Here is a 16,127-nt window from a genome sequence, read left to right on the forward strand (position 1 = left end):
AATTCCCAGAAGATTCCTACGTTTCTTTGTTCTTCTAGAAGCATGCCAGCATGCCAGACTGGTGTGCCTGTCACGCCACACTAAAGGGGAGGCCCCATGACCATTCGTGCAGTAGTTTTTGATTTCGGCGGTGTCCTGTTCGACTGGAACCCGCAGCACCTCTACCGCCAGCTGATTGCCGATGATCACGAGCGGCAACACTTTCTCGACACTGTCTGCACCCAGGCCTGGAACACCGAGCAGGACGCCGGCCGCAGCCTGGCAGAAGGCACTCGCCACCTCGTCGAGCAATACCCCGAACACGAACCTTTGATCCAGGCCTATTACGCCCGTTGGCACGAGATGCTGCGTGGCTCGTTGCCAGAAGGCGTGGCGATTCTCGAAGCGCTGCATGCCGCCGATATGCCGCTGTTCGGGCTCACCAACTGGTCCGCCGAGACCTTCCCTTATGCGCGGGCCAACTATCCGTTCCTGCAACGCCTGCGCGATATCGTGGTGTCGGGAGAGCTGAAGCTGATCAAGCCGGATGCGGCCATTTATCACGCGAGCCTCGCCCAGGTGCGGGCGCATCTGCCGGATATCCAGCCCGGTGAAGTGGTGTTTATCGACGATGTTGCCGGCAATATCGACGCTGCGGTCGCCTTGGGCTGGCAGGGTATTCACCATGTGTCGGCCGAGCGCACAGCAGCGCGCCTGCGCGAGTTGGGTGTGAGCTTCTAGCGCGCCCATTTTTCCATGGCGAAATCCACAAAGGCGCGCAGTTTGGGCAGGCGGTAGCGATCCTGTCTGTAGAGCAGGTGCATGGGGCGCGAGGGCAGTTGGTAGCCGGGTAACAGGGCCACCAGCTTGCCGCTCTCCAGGTCCGGTTGCACCAGCGCATCGGCCAGCATGATGATGCCCATGCCGTTGACGGCGGCCTGGCGCAAGCCTTGCGAGCTGTTGATGGTCAACGAGCCGGACACCGGCACCTCCACCTCGCCTTCCGCGCCGGTCATGCGCCAGAGTTTGTCGGTGTCTCGCCAGTTGTCGCTGGCCGGGTAGGCGAACGCCAGGCAGTCGTGCTGCTGCAGGTCTTCGGGTGTCTGCGGCGTGCCGCGACGCGCCAGGTACGCAGGTGATGCACACAGCGTGAGGGTGTAGGCCTGCAGGGGCCTGGCGATCAGGCTGGAAGTTTCCAGCTCGCCGAGGCGGATCGCCACGTCGAAGCCGCTGTCGACCAGGTCCATGCGCTCGTTGCTCAGCACCACGTACAGGTTGATCTGCGGGTAACGTTGGGCAAACTCGCTCAGGGCGGGCGTCAGGCGTTCGGTGCCGAACACCGGTGGCGCAGTGATGCGCAGGCTGCCTTTGGGGATTTCGCTGTGGGCCTGCTCCGCCAGTAGCTCGGAGTCGGCTACCAGGCCCAGCACCTCCAGGCAGCGCTGGTAATACTGGCCGCCAAATTCCGTGAGGCTTTGCTTGCGGGTGGTGCGCTTGAGCAGGCTGACGCCCAGCCGCTGCTCCAGGGCGCGCAGGTGATTGCCGACCATGGTGGTCGACATCCCGCATTCGTGCGCGGCGGCCGTCATGCTGCCGGTCTCCACCACTTTCACGTACACCGACATTGCCTGGAACAGATCCATTATCAAGCCCTGGTTTAAAGTTATTGCAGAGTTGCGCAGTTTATCCAGCTCAGATGGCTAACGATACTGGAGGCATCTCAACGATGCACTGGAGCCCGCCACCATGACTGCCGCCTGCCTGATGACTACCTACCAACCCATGGCCCTGAGTTTTACCCGCGGCCTGGGCACGCGCCTGTGGGACCAGCAGGGGCGCGAATACCTGGACGCGGTGGCGGGTGTGGCAGTGACCAATGTCGGGCATTCCCACCCCAGGTTGGTGGCGGCCATCAGCGAGCAGGCCGGTTTGCTCTTACACACTTCCAACCTCTACAGCATCGACTGGCAGCAACGTCTGGCCGAGCGTTTGACCCAGCTGTCAGGTCTGGATCGCGCGTTCTTCAACAACTCCGGCGCCGAAGCCAACGAGACAGCGCTGAAGCTGGCGCGGTTGCACGGATGGAAAAAAGGCATTGAAGAGCCGCTGGTGGTGGTGATGGAGAACGCTTTTCACGGCCGTACGCTGGGGACCATGGCCGCGAGCGATGGTCCGTCGGTGCGCTTGGGTTTCCAGCGTTTACCGGGGGATTTCCTCAAGGTGGGCTTTGGGGACCTGACGGCGCTGGAGGCCATCACCCGGACGTTTGGGGCGCGTATCGCGGCGGTCCTGCTCGAGCCGATCCAGGGCGAAAGTGGCGTACTGCCGGCCCCCGCCGGCTATCTGCAAGCCCTGCGTGATCACTGCACACGCCATGGCTGGCTGATGATGCTCGACGAAATCCAGACCGGCATCGGCCGCACTGGTGCCTGGTTTGCGTTCCAGCATGAAGGCATCGTGCCCGATGTCATGACCCTGGCCAAAGGTCTCGGCAACGGAGTGCCCATCGGCGCCTGCCTGGCCCGAACCGCGGTGGCCCAGCTGTTTACCCCGGGCAGTCACGGCAGCACGTTTGGTGGCAATCCACTGGCCTGCCGGGTGGGCTGCACCGTGCTGGATATCATCGAAGAACAGGGGTTGTTGCAGAACGCCGCACTTCAGGGCGAACGCTTGCTGGCGCGGTTACGCGTGGAGTTGAGTGAACACCCGCAGGTGCTGGCGATTCGTGGGCAGGGCTTGATGATCGGGATCGAATTGGCGACCCCGTATCGCGACCTGTCGCAGCGGGCGGCCCAGGAGCATGGCCTGCTGATCAATGTCACGCGGGGCAAGGTCATTCGCCTGCTGCCGCCGCTGACGCTGGACGCCAAGGAAGTCGAGATGATCGTACGCGCCATTAGCCGCCTATTGGATTGAAGCGAGATCCGCCCTTGTAGGAACGAGCTTGTCCGCTCCTACGAGGGATCTTCATCATCCTCAGAGGTCGTTTCCGTTCAGCCACTCCTGGTTCATCGTTTCGGTATCTCCCAGGTATTCCAGCAACCAGGCCATGGCCGGGGACAGCTTGCCCTGTGCCCAGGCCACGCACGACGGGCTGGCCGGGAAGGGCCGCGACAGGTGCAGCGCCACCAATTCACCCCGTTCGATCCACGGCAGTACCTGATGCGCCGGTGCCATGCCGACGCAGAGGCCGTCGCGCAGGCAATCAATGGCGGAGGCCCAGTTGGGCACCACCAGGCGGCGTTGGTTATCCAGGGTCCAGGTGTCGCGCTTGGGCAGGTTGCGAGAAGTGTCGGTCATGCACAATGAGGCGAATGGGCGCAGTTGGTCGTCATTGAGCAACCCTTGCATGGCTGCCAATGGATGTTTCGCGCTGACCACACACAGCCAGTTCAGCAAGCCCATGTCGCGAAAGGTGAAATGGCTGGCCACCGGCACCGCGCTGGTGGCACCGATGACGATATCGGTGCGCTCATCCGCCAGGGCATCCCACACGCCGTTGTACACCTCGTACTCCAGCAGCAATTCCACTTCAGGAAACTGCCGGTAGAAATCCAGCACCAGTTGCCGACAACGCTGGGGCTTGACGATGGAGTCCACGGCCACCTTCAGCTGGCCGCTCCAGCCATTGGCAACCTGCTGGCACAAACGCCGGGTGCCGAGCATTTTTTTCATCACGCCGCGAGCTTCGTCGATAAACAGGCGGCCGGCGGGGGTCAGCTCGACGTCACGGTGGCGCCGTACAAACAATGGAACCGCCAGCCACTCCTCAAGCTGACGCACCGTATAGCTGATGGCCGACGGCACGCGGTGCAGTTCCTGGGCAGCGGCGCTGAAGCTGCCGTGGCGCGCCACGGCATCGACCACATCCAGGGAATATTCGGACCACATGGCGGCTGCCTTCAAAAATATTGATAAGAGTGTCCAATTATTATCGCTTCACACAAAAACTGTCAGCTTCATAATGGGCGCCAGTCAGCAAATAGTTTGATGGCAGGATCTACAAGGCTTCAATGAAAAATTCTTTTGGTTTTACCGGGTATCTGGCGGGGCTGAGCATGCTCGGCTATTTGGCGATGGACATGTACCTGCCGGCGTTCGGCGCCATGGGCGAGCAGCTGCAGATCAGCGCAGGCGCGGTCGGCGCCAGCTTGAGTATTTTCCTCGCGGGCTTTGCGCTGGGGCAATTGTTGTGGGGGCCGTTGTCCGATCGGCTGGGGCGCAAGCCGATCCTGCTCGCCGGCCTGAGCCTGTTCGTGCTCGGCTGTGCGGGGATGTTCTGGGTCGAAACGGCGCCGCAGTTGCTGGCCTTGCGGTTTATGCAAGCGGTGGGTGTGTGTGCCGCTGCCGTCAGTTGGCAGGCGCTGGTGATCGACCGCTACCCGGCCGACAAGGCTCACCGCGTGTTCGCCAGCATCATGCCGCTGATGTCGCTGTCGCCGGCCCTGGCGCCGCTGCTGGGCGCGATGGTACTGAATCACTTGGGGTGGCAGGCCATCTTCGGCGTATTGCTGGGGGTGTCGGTGTTGTTGCTGGTGCCAACCTTGTTCCTGCGCAGCCTGCCGAAACGTCCGATAGAAGAGGGCGAACCTACGCGTCTGGGGTATGGGCAATTGCTCACGTCCCGCGTGTTTACCGGCAATGTGATGATCTTTGCCGCGTGCTCGGCCAGCTTCTTCGCCTGGCTGACCGCTTCGCCGTTCATCCTTGGGGGCATGGGCTACAGCCCGAACGATATCGGCCTGAGCTACGTGCTGCCGACCCTCGCGTTCCTGATCGGCGGCTACAGCTGCCGCAGCGCCTTGCAGCGCTTCCAGGGCAAGACGCTGTTGCCGTGGCTGCTGCTGGCTTATTGCATCAGCATGGTCGCGTTGTACCTGGTCGCGACATTCACCGCGCCGACTCTCACCACGTTGCTGATTCCATTCTGCCTGATGGCGCTGGTCAACGGTGCCAGCTACCCGATTGTGGTAGCGAATGCGCTGATGCCGTTTGCGGAAAACTCCGGCAAGGCGGCGGCCCTGCAAAACACCCTGCAACTGGGCCTGTGCTTTCTCAGCAGCCTGCTGGTGTCGTCGATGATCGATGAGCCGCTGATGATCACCGTGATCGTGATGCTGGCGACCGCACCGTTGGCGGTGCTGGGTTACTGGCTGGCGCGGCCGAAAACCGTCCATTCAGCGCTGGCGCCGGATCTGGAGTGACACCCCGGTCAAGCTGTAGGCGCTGGCTTGCCTGCAATGCGGACGACTGGGTGCATCAGGTACACCGAGCCGATGCGGTCGCAGGCAGGCCAGCGCCTGCCGTCAGAAGGTGATTTCCAGGTTCACCGTCGGCGTTGAGGTGCGGCTGCCCCGGCCGCCGTCCACGCCGAACTTGTTATGCCAGTACTCATAACCCACCCCAAGGTACAGGTTCGGCTTCACGCTTTTACCCGGTCGCACCGCCACCATCAGTGCAGTGCGCATCAGCGCTTCCGGTGCCGTGTCACGGCCATGGTAGTCCTCGCCTTTTTCCCCGACGTAATTGATGAACCCCTGGAATTTCGCCGCGTGGTTGGCGATCTCGAAAGGACGCATCCACGTCAGGTTGAGCATGTAGGTGTCATCGAAGGTGTGATTGGACTCCTGCGCGCCGGGGATGCCGGTGTGATTGCGTTCCTTGTAGTACATCAGGCTCAGGTCCAGCACCCCCACGGTGTTGAATTTCAGGGTCGGGCCGATCACCAGCGCACGTTTTTTTGCCGACGCGAAGTTGTTGTTGCGGTTGGCGTCGAAGCCCAGGGTTAGCGCGTAGTCCTTGATCAGGCCAGTGCCCAGCGGCCTATCGAACACCCGTGATGCATACAACTGGTGCCGGTACACGGCGTACACCTCGCTGCCCCCGTGGTCGGTGCCCTTGCGCGGGTCGCGGCTGTCGGACAGGAACACATCCAGGTTGAGAAAATTACTGCCGTACGTGTAGCCGCTGGCATGGGTAAAGCTGTAGATGCGCTTGCTGAATTCGTCGGGGTTATTCGGGTTGGTGAACTGCTGGCCGTAGCGAAATCCTACGCTGTTGTTCATCCATTCCACCGCGACAGCCTCCCCGCCGCCGAGGAGGGTGAGTGCGACGGTTGCTCCCTGTAGGGCTTTTTTCATTGTTATCGGTCCTTGGGCGTTCTGGCTCATCACGGCCGGATTATTTTTGTAACGCCGATGGAGGGTATCTTGTTCGGCGGATTGTATACAACTCTATGGACATCCGCTCCAAATATTGCATACAGTGTCCGCACAACAAAAACAGAGAACCCCTCACCATGACTATCCCGAAGGCGTCACCGCAGCGGCCAGAAGATGAGAATCTCGGCGTCGCCGCCAACATGGCTTACGGCCTGCAGCATGTGCTCACCATGTACGGCGGCATCGTCGCGGTACCGTTGATCGTCGGCCAGGCAGCCGGGTTGTCGCCGGCAGATATCGGTCTGTTGATCGCTGCATCGCTGTTTGCCGGCGGCCTCGCAACGCTGCTGCAAACCCTGGGGCTGCCGTTTTTTGGCTGTCAGTTGCCGCTGGTGCAGGGCGTGTCGTTTGCTGGCGTGGCAACCATGGTTGCGATTGTCGGCAGCGACGGCGCCGGCGGGGTACCGGCGATTCTCGGCGCGGTGATGGCCGCGTCATTCATAGGCCTGCTGATCACCCCGGTGTTCTCGCGGATCACCCAGTTTTTCCCGCCACTGGTCACAGGCATCGTGATCACCACCATCGGCTTGACGCTGATGCCGGTGGCGGCGCGCTGGGCCATGGGCGGCAACAGCCGCGCGGCGGATTTTGGCAGCATGCCCAATATCGGCCTGGCGGCACTGACATTGGTGCTGGTGTTGTTGCTGAGCAAAATCGGCAGCGCGACCATCTCGCGCCTGTCGATCCTGCTGGCGATGGTGATCGGCACCGTGATTGCGGTGTTCCTCGGCATGGCCGACTTCTCCGGTGTTACCCAGGGGCCGATGTTCGGCTTCCCCACGCCTTTCCATTTCGGCATGCCGACGTTCCATGTGGCCGCGATCATTTCGATGTGCATCGTGGTGATGGTGACCCTGGTGGAAACCTCGGCAGATATCCTGGCGGTGGGTGAGATCATCGACACCAAGGTCGACTCCAAGCGCCTGGGCAACGGCCTGCGCGCCGACATGCTGTCGAGCATGTTTGCGCCGATCTTTGGTTCGTTCACCCAGAGCGCGTTTGCCCAGAACGTCGGCCTGGTGGCGGTCACCGGGGTGAAAAGCCGCTTTGTGGTGGCCACCGGCGGACTGTTCCTGGTGATCCTCGGCCTGCTGCCCTTCATGGGGCGGGTGATCGCCGCGGTGCCGACTTCAGTGCTGGGCGGTGCCGGGATTGTGCTATTCGGCACGGTGGCGGCCAGTGGCATTCGCACCCTGTCGAAGGTCGATTACCGCAACAATATGAACCTGATCATCGTCGCCACGAGCATCGGTTTCGGCATGATCCCGATTGCCGCGCCGAGTTTCTACGACCACTTCCCCACCTGGTTCGCGACCATTTTTCACTCAGGCATCAGTTCGTCGGCAATCATGGCGATCTTGCTGAACCTGGCGTTCAACCATTTCACCGCAGGCAACTCCGACCAGCAGTCGGTGTTCGTCGCGGGGACTGAGCGCAGCCTGTGCTTCCACGACGTGGCGGCCTTGCGCGAGGGGGATTACTTCAGCGGCGGCAAGTTGTTCGATGCCGAGGGCAAGGAGATTCCGATGGTAGCGGATGTGCCGAGGAAAATGACAAAGCCCGAAACCAGCCACGTTTAACCCTGTGGAAGCGGGCTTGCTCGCGAATGCGGTGAATCAGTCGAAACATAGACCGGCTGACAGACCGCATTCGCGAGCAAGCCCGCACACACGGAGATTCAACTGGCCTTGAGCACTTGGTGCGAACACACCTCATCCAGAAACTTCACCACCGTGCCCATGCACGCCTGGCGCTCTTCCACATGGGGCATGTGGCTGGAGTCTTCAAACAGCGCCCAGCGCACATCGGCGATTTCATCCAGGAACGGCTTGACCACCAGCGGGGTGGCCTCGTCATGCCGGCCGGAAATCACCAGGGTCGGGACATTGATTGCCGACAGGCGGCCGATCGACTTCCAGTCCTTCAAACTGCCGATCACGTGGAATTCAGTCGGGCCGCTCATGGCGTGGTACACCGTGGGGTCCGAATCGACTTGGGCGAAGGTGCGCGCGACTTCTTCCGGCCATGGGTTGACCCGGCACACGTGGTGGTCATAGAACACCCGCGAGGCGGCGAGGTATTCCGGGTCCTGATAAGTGCCGGCGGCTTCATGCTTGAGCAGGGTTTCATGCACACCTTCGGGCAACAGCTTGCGCAGGCGGTTGGCCTCGCTGACCCAGGTGCGCATGCACGTCGGTGAGTTGGCCGGGATAAACGCCCGCAGGCCCTTGGGTTGCAGGATCGCGTGTTCACTGCCGAGCATGCCGCCCCAGGACTGGCCGAGGATCGCGTAGTCGTCGCTGATCTGCAGGTGGTCCAAGAGGTTGTTCAGCTCTGCGAGAAACAGGTCGACCGTCCAGAAAGAGCGGGCCTCGCCGGGCAGGTGGGTCGAGCGGCCGTTACCCAGTTGGTCGTAGTGGATGACGGCGTGGCCGCTGGCGGCGACATCCTTGAACGCGTCTACGTAGTCATGGGTGCAGCCGGGACCGCCGTGAATGACCACCAGCGGGGTGAGGCCGCTGGAGAGGTCGCCGGTGACGCGGTACCAGGTCTGGTAGGCACCAAACGCCGCATAGCCTTCGCGGATTTTTTCGATGAATTCCATTTCGTACCCTGCTCTCTTTGAAAAAGGATCAGGGACACGATAATGCGTGCGCGAAATTTAAGTAACTAGCAAAACAGCTAGGTTTTGCCCAGGGATCAATCTTCGAGCAGGCGGTAATGGGTGGCACGCACCACCGCCTGCACACGGTTCTTGGCCCCCAGCTTGTGCATCGCCGAGGCCAGGTGCAGGGTGACCACGGCCAGTGAGCGGCTCAGTTGCGTGGCGATTTCGGCGGCGGTCAGGCCTTCGGCTGCCCATTTGAGGCACTCGCGCTCGCGCTTGGTCAGATGAATATGCGGGTAAGTGCGCAGTTCCTTGCTGAACAACGGGTAGGCCGCTTCCTGCAATGCGTGGGAAATCAGGCTGAAGTCCGACAGGGTCTGCTGCGCGTCCTGCAACACGGAATGTGCTGTGCCGGTCCGCAGGCCTGTGAGCGAGGCGAAGCCGCCACGGGGCAGGTGGATCGGCACGCTGACACCGCAGGTCAGTTGCTGGTCGTGCAGGTAGGACGAAACGGGGGCGTGGCAGGGGTCGATGATGGTTTGCAGGGCGGTGTCGGCCTTGGCTTCGTAGGACCAAACAAACGCCGACACCGTGCGCAAGGCCAGGTGTTGCACCGGGTCGATCTGGTAAAACCCTTTGCTGCACCACAACGCATGCCAGTCGGGCGGGGTGTTGCGCAGTTCCAGTACCGAGGGGGTGATCAGTGCACCATCCTGGTCAATCGGCACCGGGGTGTAGTCATACACCAGCGCGTCGAAACCCAGCTGTTGGGCGAGGATAAAAGTGTTGTCCATCTGCTCGTCCAGGCTCCTGCCCGGCATCAGACGCTGATTGAAGGCAGTTAGCTTGGCCAGCATCCGTTCTGCTCCCGAATTCATTTGAATCTCGACTTGCTGCAAGTAGAATGCCACGCCCCGGCGAAGGACAGCCAGGCCAAACCTATAAGAAATGCTAGGTTATGGACGCGCGGCATCCTCGGTAGTGTTGGCTCGACAAAAGGCCGCTACCTGCCAGGCCGACACAACACAAGGAATGTATGCATGTGGCGTGAAATTGCCCCCGACCAGCAGTACAACGTGCAAGTCGACGGTCATAACCTCGTGGCCTACAGCTTTGGCGCAGGCGATGAGGTGCTGCTGTGCCTCAATGGCGGCCCGGGGCTGCCGTGTGACTACTTGCGCGACGCCCATGGCTGGCTCAAGGAGCAAGGCCTGCGAGTGGTTGCATTCGACCAGCTTGGCACGGGCGCATCAGCCAGACCGACCGATGTTTCGCTGTGGGAAATCCGCCGTTATGTCGAAGAAGTTGAAACCGTGCGCCAAGCCCTGGGTCTGGGACGCGTGCACCTGCTCGGGCACTCCTGGGGCGGCTGGCTCGGTATCGAATACGCCATCCATTATCCCGACGTCCTGAAAAGCCTGATCCTCGAGAACACCGTCGGCGACATTCCCCACCTGTCCCAGGAACTCGAACGCCTGCGCGGCGCGCTCGGCAGCGAAACCGTGGCCATGATGCAGCGCCATGAGGCCATGGGCACCCTTGACCACCCGCAGTACCAGGCCGCGATCACCTTGCTCAACTACCGCCACGTCTGCCGCCTGGACGAGTGGCCCGAGCCGGTCAAGCGCTCCCTGGGCGACTGGAACATGGGGCCCTACGAAACCATGCAGGGGCCCAACGAATTCCTCTACATCGGCAACCTCAAGGACTGGAACCGCCTTCCTGAAATGGCCGCGTTCAAGATGCCGATCCTGATTACCACCGGCCAGCACGACGAACTCACCCCGGCCTGCGCCATGCGCATGAAAATGGCGGCCCGGCACGCCGAATTGCACGTATTCCCCAACAGCAGCCATATGCCATTTTATGAGGAGCCCCAAGCGTATTTCCCCGTGCTGCTGGACTTCCTCGCTCGCCATCGAGGTTGACGGATGAACCTGGCGCGCTACCGTTTTGTGCTGTCCCGGCCGCTGCAATTGCTGCCGGTGCTGTTTGGCATCAGCCTGATTACCTTCGTGCTGGTGCGCTCGATTCCGGGCGACCCGGCGCGCGCCTTGCTGGGGTCGCGCAGCACACCCGATGCGTTGCTGAAGATCCGCGCCCAGTACGGCCTCGACCAGCCGCTGTGGCTGCAATATTTCTACTTCCTGAAAAACCTGCTCAAGGGCGACCTCGGCCAATCGCTGCTGTACAAGGTCGACGCCCTGAAACTGATCGTCACCCGCATCGAGCCGACCCTGGTACTGGTGCTCGGCAGTGTGCTGCTGGCGCTGCTGATTGCGCTGCCGTTGGCAAGCTGGGCCGCGCGTAACAAGGGCGGTTGGGTGGATAACCTGATCCGCGTGTTTACCACCGTGGGCCTGGGCATGCCGGCGTTCTGGCTGGGCCTGATGCTGATCCTGCTGCTCAGCGTGCAATGGGGCTTGTTCCCGGTGTCCGGCTACGGGCGGACCTGGCTGGACAAGGCCCACCACATGGTTTTGCCGTGCCTGACCATCGCCCTGGCATTGTCGGCGGTGCTGGTGCGCAACCTGCGGGCGAGCATGTTGATGGAGTTGCAGGCCGACCACGTCACCGCCGCCCGAGCGCGCGGGCTATCGGAAGCGGCGGTGTTTCGCCGCCATGTGTTGCCCAACTCCCTGGTGCCGGCGGTCAACCTGCTGGCGGTGAATATTGGTTGGCTGATCAGCGGTACGGTGGTGATCGAAAGCCTGTTCGCGATTCCCGGTATCGGCCAACTGCTGGTGCGCGGCATTTTCACCCGCGACTACATGGTGGTGCAGGGCGTGGCCATGGTGCTGGCGTGCGCGACGGTGCTGGTCAACTTTGTCGCGGACGTGGTGACAGTGGCCCTCGACCCTCGGGTAAAAATGCAATGAGCAGCCGCCCGTTGATTGCCCCGTGGCGCTTGCGTCTGCGTTTGGGTTTGCGCAATGGCCGGCTGACGGCCGCGTGGGGGCTGCTGGTGCTGCTGCTGTGGTTGGCCCTGGCGGTGTTTGCGCCGTGGATCGCGCCGTATGACCCGATTGCGCAGAACACCGATATCAGCTTGCTCGGCCCAAGCCTGGCCCATCCATTTGGCACGGACAACTATGGCAGGGATATCCTTTCGAGGGTGATCTGGGGCGCGCGTATCGACCTGCAACTGGCGATCATCGGCGTGATCTTTCCGTTCATGATCGGCACCTTTGTCGGTGCGGTGTCCGGTTACATCGGCGGGCGCTTCGACAGCGTGTGCATGCGCGTGATCGACGTGATTCTGGCGTTCCCGTTCCTGGTGTTGATGCTGGCAATCATGGCCATCCTGGGGCCCGGCCTGAAGAGTTTTTATATCGCCATGGCATTGGTGGGCTGGGTGTCGTACGCGCGGCTGATCCGCTCGCAGATCCTGGTGCTCAAGGAAAGCGACTTCGCCCTGGCCGCCAAGAGCCTGGGCTTTGGCCATGGGCGCATTCTGTTTCGGCACTTGCTGCCCAATGCGCTGTTTGGCTCGATCGTGTTTTCCATGTCCGATGCCGTGTTGGTGCTGCTCAATGGCGCCGCCGTGAGCTACCTCGGCCTGGGGGTGCAGCCACCGACGGCCGAGTGGGGGACGATGGTCGCCGAAGGCCAGGCGTTTATCACCACGGCCTGGTGGATCTGCACCTTTCCCGGCCTGGCCATCGTCACCCTGGCCATGGGCTTCAGCCTGCTGGCCGATGGGGTGGCGCAAGTGTTGGGGGATCGCGCATGAGCGTGTTGCAGGTGCGTGACTTGAGTGTGATCGCCAACAACGCCGGGCACGATGTGACCCTGGTGGACCGGGTGTCCTTCGACCTCGCCGAAGGTGAAGTCCTGGGCCTGGTGGGCGAGAGCGGCTCGGGCAAGACCATGGCCTGCCGTGGCCTGATGCGCCTGTTGCCGTCGCCCAGCCTGCGCGTGCAAGGCGGTGCCGTGCATCTGGCTGGTCGTGACCTGCTGCAACTCGACGATGCCGGCATGCGCGCCGTGCGGGGTGGGCAACTGGGAATGATCTTCCAGAACCCCAGCAGCCACCTCGACCCCTTGATGCGCATCGGCGCGCAGATCGCCGAGGGCGTGCGCCTGCATCAAGGCGCATCGAAAAAAGACGCGCACCGCCAAGCCATCGAGGTGTTGCGCCAGGTTGGCATTCCCGATCCCCAGGCACGGGTCGACAACTATCCCCACGAATTTTCCGGCGGCATGCGCCAGCGCGCGATGATCGCCGTGGCCTTGGGTTGCAACCCGAGAGTGCTGATCGCCGACGAGCCAACCACTGCCCTGGATGTGACGGTACAGGCGCAAATCCTGCGGCTGTTGCTCGACCTGCGCGACCAGCGCGGCCTGTCGATCATCATGATCACCCATGACCTCGGCGTGGTGGCGCAGACCTGCGATTCCATCGCGGTGATGTACGCCGGGCGCTTGTGCGAGCACGGCAGCAAATACGCGCTGCTGGCGCATCCGCAACACCCGTACACCGCCGGCCTGATCGACTGCCAGCCGGCCCACAGCAGCGGGCATGCCTTGTTGCGCACCATTCCCGGCCAGCCGCCGTTGCTGGATGCGCTGCCGGCGGGCTGCCGGTTCAACCCGCGCTGCCCACAGGCCGGCGCCCTGTGTACCGAAGTGTTGCCCGAAGGTGCGCGGGTGGCGTGTCACTATCCGTTGGGAGTTCGCCCATGAGCTTGTTGCAGATCAAGGATCTGGAGGTGCGCTTTGCGGCGTCCGGCACGGGTGTGTTCGGCCTGAACAAGCAGTGGGTGAGGGCGGTGAACGGCGTGTCGCTGAACCTGGCGGCGGGTGAGACCCTGGGGCTGGTCGGCGAGTCCGGCAGCGGCAAGAGCACGCTGGGACGGGCGATCCTGCACCTCAATCCGATCAGCGCCGGGCAGGTGTTGTTCGATGGCGTCGACATGGCCCACGGCAGTGCGATCGACATCGCCCGGTTGCGTCACGAAACCGCGATGATTTTCCAGGATCCGTATGCCGCGTTGAATCCGCGCCATTCCATCGGCGAGACCATCGCCGAGGTCTTGCGGGTACAGCGCAAGGTCACGCCGGCGCGGATTCCCGACCGCGTTGCCGAGTTGCTCGAACTGGTCGGCCTGCGCCCCGAACTGGCCGGCCGTAAACCCGCCTCCCTCAGCGGTGGCCAGTGCCAGCGCGTGGGGATTGCCCGGGCGCTGGCGGTGGAGCCGCGCCTGATCATCGCCGATGAATGCGTGGCGGCGCTGGACGTGTCGATCCAGGGCCAGATCATCAATCTGTTGCTGGAACTGCAACAGCGCATGAACCTGGCGATCCTGTTTATCGCCCACGACCTGGCCATCGTGCGCCGCCTGTGCGACCGCGTGGCAGTGATGTACCTGGGCAAGATTGTCGAGGAAGGCCCGGTGGAAGCGGTGTTTACCACGCCGCGTCATCCCTACACGGCGGCCTTGATCCAGGCGATTCCGGAGATCGACCCGTATCGGCCATTGCCTGCCGAGCCGTTGCCCGGCGAACCCCCGAGCCCGCTGAATTTGCCTGCGGGCTGCGCCTTTCACCCGCGTTGTCGGTATGCCCGGGCCATGTGTTCCGTGGTGTTGCCGCCGACTCATTTCCTGCACGAGCATCGGTACAGTTGCGTGCTTGAAGAACCGTTGACCCTTCCTGCCCATCATGAACAAGGAGTTATGACATGCAATCGCGCCACTTGAAGTTGCTTGCCGCCGCCACGCTGACGGCGTGGTCGCTGACCGCCGGTTTTGCCCAGGCCGCCGGCGTCCTGACCATCGGCTGCCGTGAAGACAGCACCACGTTCGACCCGATCAAAAGCGCGCAAAACCGCGACACCTGGGTGTTCGCCAACGTTTACGACACCCTGGTGCGCGTGGATAACCTGGGCACCAAGATGGAACCTGGGCTGGCAGAAAGCTGGGACATCTCCAAGGACGGCCTGACCTACACCTTCAAGCTGCGCGATGCGAAATTCTCCGATGGCTCGCCGATCACCGCCGACGACGCCGCGTTCAGCCTGCTGCGCATCCGCGACAACAAAGCCTCGCTGTGGGCAGACCCTTTCAACCTTATCAACACGGCCAAGGCGGCTGACGCGAAAACCCTGGTGGTCACGCTGAAGACCCCGGCGGTGGCGTTTCTCTCGCAACTGGCGTCGCCGACGGTGTCGATCCTGTCGGAAAAGGCCATGACCAAAATGGGCGAGGACGCCTACTCGGAGAATCCAGTGACCTCCGGTGCGTTCACCGTCGACGAGTGGCGCAAGGGTGACCGGGTGATTCTGAAAAAGAACCCGAACTTCTGGCAGGCCGGAAAGGTGAGCCTGGACGGCGTCGAATGGGTGTCGGTGACCGATGACAACACGCGCATGCGCATGGTGCAGAACAACGAACTGGACACAGCGATCTTCGTGCCGTTCTCGCGGGTGGAAGAGCTGAAGAAAGACCAGAACGTGGTGATCCACGCCGACCCGTCCACCCGTGAAGATCACCTGCTGATCAACCACGAGCACGGCCTGCTGGCCAAGCCGCAAGTGCGTCAGGCGTTGGACATGGCGATCGACAAGCAATCGCTGGTCAAGACCGCCACGTACGGTCAAGGCACCGTGGCTTATTCCTACATACCGAAAGGCTCGCTGTACCACTACGCCAACAACCTGCAGCGCCCGTATGACCCGACCGCCGCCAGGAAACTGCTGGACGAGGCGGGGGCCAAGGACTTGAAACTCAACTACGTGGTCAACGCCGGCAACGAAGCCGACGAGCAGATTGCGGTGATCATCAAGGATCAACTGGCCAAGGTCGGCGTCACCGCCAACCTGCAGAAGGTCGACCCGACCCAAAGCTGGCAGATGCTGGTGGACGGTGACTACGATATTTCGGTGATGTACTGGACCAACGACATTCTCGACCCGGACCAGAAGACCACCTTTGTGCTGGGTCACGACACCAACCAGAACTACATGACCCGCTACAAGAACGACCAGGTCAAGGCACTGGTGGCGGCAGCGCGGATCGAGGCCGATCCGGCCAAGCGTGAGCAGATGTATATCGACCTGCAGAAACTGGCGAAACAGGATGTGAACTGGATCGACCTGTACTACAGCCCTTACATCAACATCTCACGCAAGAATGTGAGCAACTTCCTGCAAAATCCGCTGGGTCGCTTCACCCTTGAGGAAGTGGTGAAAAACTAAACCTCAGGTACACCGAACATCAACTGTGGGAGCTGGCTTGCCTGCGATAGCGGTCGGTCAGTTGGCATGTGTGCTGGCTGACACTGCGCTTTCGCAGGCAAGCCAGCTCCCACAGTTGCCC

General features: G+C 62.1%; 15 protein-coding genes. 10 read left to right on the plus strand and 5 right to left on the minus strand.

Annotated elements, in window-relative coordinates; genetic code table 11:
- The first annotated feature begins 96 nt into the window (after positions 1–96).
- Positions 97–720 (plus strand): HAD family hydrolase, encoded by a 624-nt coding sequence (locus AC07OJ_RS09805; RefSeq protein WP_065901880.1) that lies wholly within the window; start codon positions 97–99, stop codon positions 718–720.
- Here the strand turns inward: AC07OJ_RS09805 and AC07OJ_RS09810 are convergent.
- The gene (locus tag AC07OJ_RS09810) at positions 717–1,622 is read right to left on the minus strand and encodes a LysR family transcriptional regulator (protein WP_201143758.1); all 906 of its coding nucleotides are present in this window, start codon (positions 1,620–1,622) and stop codon (positions 717–719) included. The genes AC07OJ_RS09805 and AC07OJ_RS09810 overlap by 4 nt on opposite strands.
- A gap of 103 nt (positions 1,623–1,725) precedes the next feature.
- Between AC07OJ_RS09810 and AC07OJ_RS09815 the strand changes: the two genes are divergently transcribed.
- Positions 1,726–2,895, plus strand: a complete 1,170-nt coding sequence (locus AC07OJ_RS09815) for an aspartate aminotransferase family protein (protein ID WP_495094455.1) — start codon at positions 1,726–1,728, stop codon at positions 2,893–2,895.
- Positions 2,896–2,955: 60 nt separating this feature from the next.
- On the opposite strand, the gene punR is transcribed toward AC07OJ_RS09815, so the two are convergent.
- Positions 2,956–3,870, minus strand: coding sequence for a DNA-binding transcriptional activator PunR (gene punR, locus AC07OJ_RS09820; RefSeq protein WP_065901871.1), 915 nt, complete (start codon positions 3,868–3,870; stop codon positions 2,956–2,958).
- A 122-nt stretch (positions 3,871–3,992) separates the two neighbouring features.
- Here punR and punC point away from each other — a divergent pair, with 122 nt between their 5' ends.
- Complete coding sequence (gene punC / locus AC07OJ_RS09825; protein ID WP_106804794.1) at positions 3,993–5,183, plus strand: purine nucleoside transporter PunC; 1,191 nt, start codon at positions 3,993–3,995, stop codon at positions 5,181–5,183.
- 102 nt (positions 5,184–5,285) lie between these two features.
- Here punC and AC07OJ_RS09830 read toward each other — a convergent pair whose 3' ends face one another.
- On the minus strand, positions 5,286–6,119 hold the full coding sequence (locus tag AC07OJ_RS09830) for a nucleoside-binding protein (protein WP_065901867.1): 834 nt from the start codon (positions 6,117–6,119) through the stop codon (positions 5,286–5,288).
- A gap of 158 nt (positions 6,120–6,277) precedes the next feature.
- On the opposite strand from AC07OJ_RS09830, the gene AC07OJ_RS09835 reads away from it, so the two are divergent.
- Complete coding sequence (locus tag AC07OJ_RS09835; protein WP_065901865.1) at positions 6,278–7,780, plus strand: nucleobase:cation symporter-2 family protein; 1,503 nt, start codon at positions 6,278–6,280, stop codon at positions 7,778–7,780.
- 98 nt (positions 7,781–7,878) lie between these two features.
- On the opposite strand, the gene AC07OJ_RS09840 is transcribed toward AC07OJ_RS09835, so the two are convergent.
- Together AC07OJ_RS09840 and AC07OJ_RS09845 are read right to left on the minus strand one after the other, a co-directional pair.
- A complete protein-coding gene (locus AC07OJ_RS09840) occupies positions 7,879–8,805 on the minus strand; it encodes a proline iminopeptidase-family hydrolase (protein WP_201143762.1) in 927 nt (308 codons plus the stop codon).
- A gap of 95 nt (positions 8,806–8,900) precedes the next feature.
- Complete coding sequence (locus AC07OJ_RS09845; protein ID WP_065901861.1) at positions 8,901–9,665, minus strand: LuxR family transcriptional regulator; 765 nt, start codon at positions 9,663–9,665, stop codon at positions 8,901–8,903.
- Positions 9,666–9,848: 183 nt separating this feature from the next.
- Here AC07OJ_RS09845 and AC07OJ_RS09850 point away from each other — a divergent pair, with 183 nt between their 5' ends.
- From AC07OJ_RS09850 to AC07OJ_RS09875, 6 genes are read left to right on the plus strand one after another with little or no spacing between them, the layout of a single operon-like run.
- Positions 9,849–10,736: a proline iminopeptidase-family hydrolase gene (locus AC07OJ_RS09850; protein WP_495094456.1), complete on the plus strand. Its 888-nt coding sequence runs from the start codon at positions 9,849–9,851 to the stop codon at positions 10,734–10,736.
- A 3-nt stretch (positions 10,737–10,739) separates the two neighbouring features.
- Positions 10,740–11,687, plus strand: coding sequence for an ABC transporter permease (locus AC07OJ_RS09855; RefSeq protein ID WP_106804790.1), 948 nt, complete (start codon positions 10,740–10,742; stop codon positions 11,685–11,687).
- On the plus strand, positions 11,684–12,541 hold the full coding sequence (locus AC07OJ_RS09860) for an ABC transporter permease (protein ID WP_201143763.1): 858 nt from the start codon (positions 11,684–11,686) through the stop codon (positions 12,539–12,541). Before AC07OJ_RS09855 ends, AC07OJ_RS09860 begins: the two co-directional genes overlap by 4 nt.
- The gene (locus AC07OJ_RS09865) at positions 12,538–13,494 is read left to right on the plus strand and encodes an ABC transporter ATP-binding protein (RefSeq protein ID WP_495094457.1); all 957 of its coding nucleotides are present in this window, start codon (positions 12,538–12,540) and stop codon (positions 13,492–13,494) included. Before AC07OJ_RS09860 ends, AC07OJ_RS09865 begins: the two co-directional genes overlap by 4 nt.
- The gene (locus tag AC07OJ_RS09870) at positions 13,491–14,510 is read left to right on the plus strand and encodes an ABC transporter ATP-binding protein (protein WP_495094458.1); all 1,020 of its coding nucleotides are present in this window, start codon (positions 13,491–13,493) and stop codon (positions 14,508–14,510) included. Before AC07OJ_RS09865 ends, AC07OJ_RS09870 begins: the two co-directional genes overlap by 4 nt.
- Positions 14,492–16,006, plus strand: a complete 1,515-nt coding sequence (locus AC07OJ_RS09875) for an ABC transporter substrate-binding protein (RefSeq protein ID WP_120447924.1) — start codon at positions 14,492–14,494, stop codon at positions 16,004–16,006. The genes AC07OJ_RS09870 and AC07OJ_RS09875 overlap by 19 nt, the downstream gene beginning before the upstream one ends.
- Positions 16,007–16,127: the final 121 nt, after the last annotated feature.

This window comes from Pseudomonas sp. GW821-FHT09C08 (assembly GCF_059418125.1).

Coding starts and splice junctions, on each gene's coding strand:
- AC07OJ_RS09805 (WP_065901880.1), top strand. CDS start 97: ATGACCATTCGTGCAGTAGTTTTTGATTTCGGCGGTGTCCTGTTCGAC.
- AC07OJ_RS09810 (WP_201143758.1), bottom strand. CDS start 1,622: ATGGATCTGTTCCAGGCAATGTCGGTGTACGTGAAAGTGGTGGAGACC.
- AC07OJ_RS09815 (WP_495094455.1), top strand. CDS start 1,726: ATGACTGCCGCCTGCCTGATGACTACCTACCAACCCATGGCCCTGAGT.
- punR (WP_065901871.1), bottom strand. CDS start 3,870: ATGTGGTCCGAATATTCCCTGGATGTGGTCGATGCCGTGGCGCGCCAC.
- punC (WP_106804794.1), top strand. CDS start 3,993: ATGAAAAATTCTTTTGGTTTTACCGGGTATCTGGCGGGGCTGAGCATG.
- AC07OJ_RS09830 (WP_065901867.1), bottom strand. CDS start 6,119: ATGAAAAAAGCCCTACAGGGAGCAACCGTCGCACTCACCCTCCTCGGC.
- AC07OJ_RS09835 (WP_065901865.1), top strand. CDS start 6,278: ATGACTATCCCGAAGGCGTCACCGCAGCGGCCAGAAGATGAGAATCTC.
- AC07OJ_RS09840 (WP_201143762.1), bottom strand. CDS start 8,805: ATGGAATTCATCGAAAAAATCCGCGAAGGCTATGCGGCGTTTGGTGCC.
- AC07OJ_RS09845 (WP_065901861.1), bottom strand. CDS start 9,665: ATGCTGGCCAAGCTAACTGCCTTCAATCAGCGTCTGATGCCGGGCAGG.
- AC07OJ_RS09850 (WP_495094456.1), top strand. CDS start 9,849: ATGTGGCGTGAAATTGCCCCCGACCAGCAGTACAACGTGCAAGTCGAC.
- AC07OJ_RS09855 (WP_106804790.1), top strand. CDS start 10,740: ATGAACCTGGCGCGCTACCGTTTTGTGCTGTCCCGGCCGCTGCAATTG.
- AC07OJ_RS09860 (WP_201143763.1), top strand. CDS start 11,684: ATGAGCAGCCGCCCGTTGATTGCCCCGTGGCGCTTGCGTCTGCGTTTG.
- AC07OJ_RS09865 (WP_495094457.1), top strand. CDS start 12,538: ATGAGCGTGTTGCAGGTGCGTGACTTGAGTGTGATCGCCAACAACGCC.
- AC07OJ_RS09870 (WP_495094458.1), top strand. CDS start 13,491: ATGAGCTTGTTGCAGATCAAGGATCTGGAGGTGCGCTTTGCGGCGTCC.
- AC07OJ_RS09875 (WP_120447924.1), top strand. CDS start 14,492: ATGCAATCGCGCCACTTGAAGTTGCTTGCCGCCGCCACGCTGACGGCG.